This is a genomic window from Terrabacter sp. Soil810, from assembly GCF_001429645.1.
Lineage (GTDB): Bacteria > Actinomycetota > Actinomycetes > Actinomycetales > Dermatophilaceae > Terrabacter.
Genome location: NZ_LMSW01000005.1, coordinates 1 through 1,024, shown reverse-complemented (window position 1 = coordinate 1,024; position 1,024 = coordinate 1). Strand labels below are relative to the sequence as shown.

Below are 1,024 nucleotides of genomic sequence, written 5' to 3'. Positions count from 1 at the left end.
TGTTCTGCATATCTGCTTAGGTGAAGTCGGGTATGCCGGTTTCTGGTTTGAGAAGGTCCTTGAGCGGGTGGGGGTCGGTGTCGACGGCCTGCTCGAGCAGCCGGTAGAAGAGCAGCCCGCGGGACTTCGCGTTCCGGCGGTTGAACCGGAAGGTGTACTCGTCGAGGTAGTAGGGCAGGTGAGCTTCCTCGACGCGGAAGTGCAGGGTTCCGATGAGCCAGCGCTTGAGCAGGGAGGCGACCAGGTGCACGCCGGGCAGGACGCTGGCCTTGTCGGGTGCGGAGTAGCCGAGGGTGAACTCGTGGGTGTAGCCGAGGTCGGCGAGCCGGCGCAGGGTGCGGGCGCCGTCGGTGCGGATCGTCGAGCCGGGCTCGATGACTCGGGTGGCGAAGTCGACGAGCTGTGCGGTGCCGGGGTGGTCCGCGACGGCGAGTCTGACCCGGCCGAGGCGGCGGGTCTCGTTGTGTTCTATGGCGATCATGACCGCGACCTTGTCGCCGTATCCGCCGTGGCTGCTCGGGGTGACGCCGCCGAGCATCGTCTCGTCGAGCTCCACGATCCCGGACAGCTGGTCGCGCTCAGGGCGGACCATGGCCCGGCGCAGCTTGTGCATCCAGGCCCACGCCGTCTCGTACGAGCCGAACCCGAGGACCCGCTGCAGCCCGAGCGCGGACATCCCGTTCTTCTGCGAGGTCAGGAACCAGATCGCCGCGAACCAGGTCGACAACGGCGTCCGGGTCCGGTCGAAGACCGTCCCCGCCGTGACCGACGTGCGCCGCCCGCACGACCGGCACATCCACAACCCGGCACCAGTGCGCCAGAACTCTCGCGCTTCGCACCTCGGGCACACGAACCCGCCCGGCCAGCGCAGCCCAGCCAGGTACTCCAGGCATGACTGGTTGTCCGGGAACCACTCCAGCAGCTGCTGGTACGTCGCCGGGTAGTCCTCTCCCCGAACCGGATTCGCGGTCATCCACAGATCCTACTTCTCCCAAGCAGATATGCAGAACATGTGTTCTAATTG

1 protein-coding gene is annotated in these 1,024 nt (G+C 66.8%); it reads right to left on the bottom strand.

Annotation, left to right across the window (positions count from 1 at the left end):
- Positions 1-16: 16 nt before the first annotated feature.
- A complete protein-coding gene (locus ASG96_RS05760) occupies positions 17-973 on the bottom strand; it encodes an IS1595 family transposase (protein ID WP_082591657.1) in 957 nt (318 codons plus the stop codon).
- Positions 974-1,024 lie beyond the last annotated feature (51 nt).

Bases quoted from the DNA above. Each gene is read 5' to 3' on its own strand.
- ASG96_RS05760 (WP_082591657.1), bottom strand. From the start codon at position 973: ATGACCGCGAATCCGGTTCGGGGAGAGGACTACCCGGCGACGTACCAG.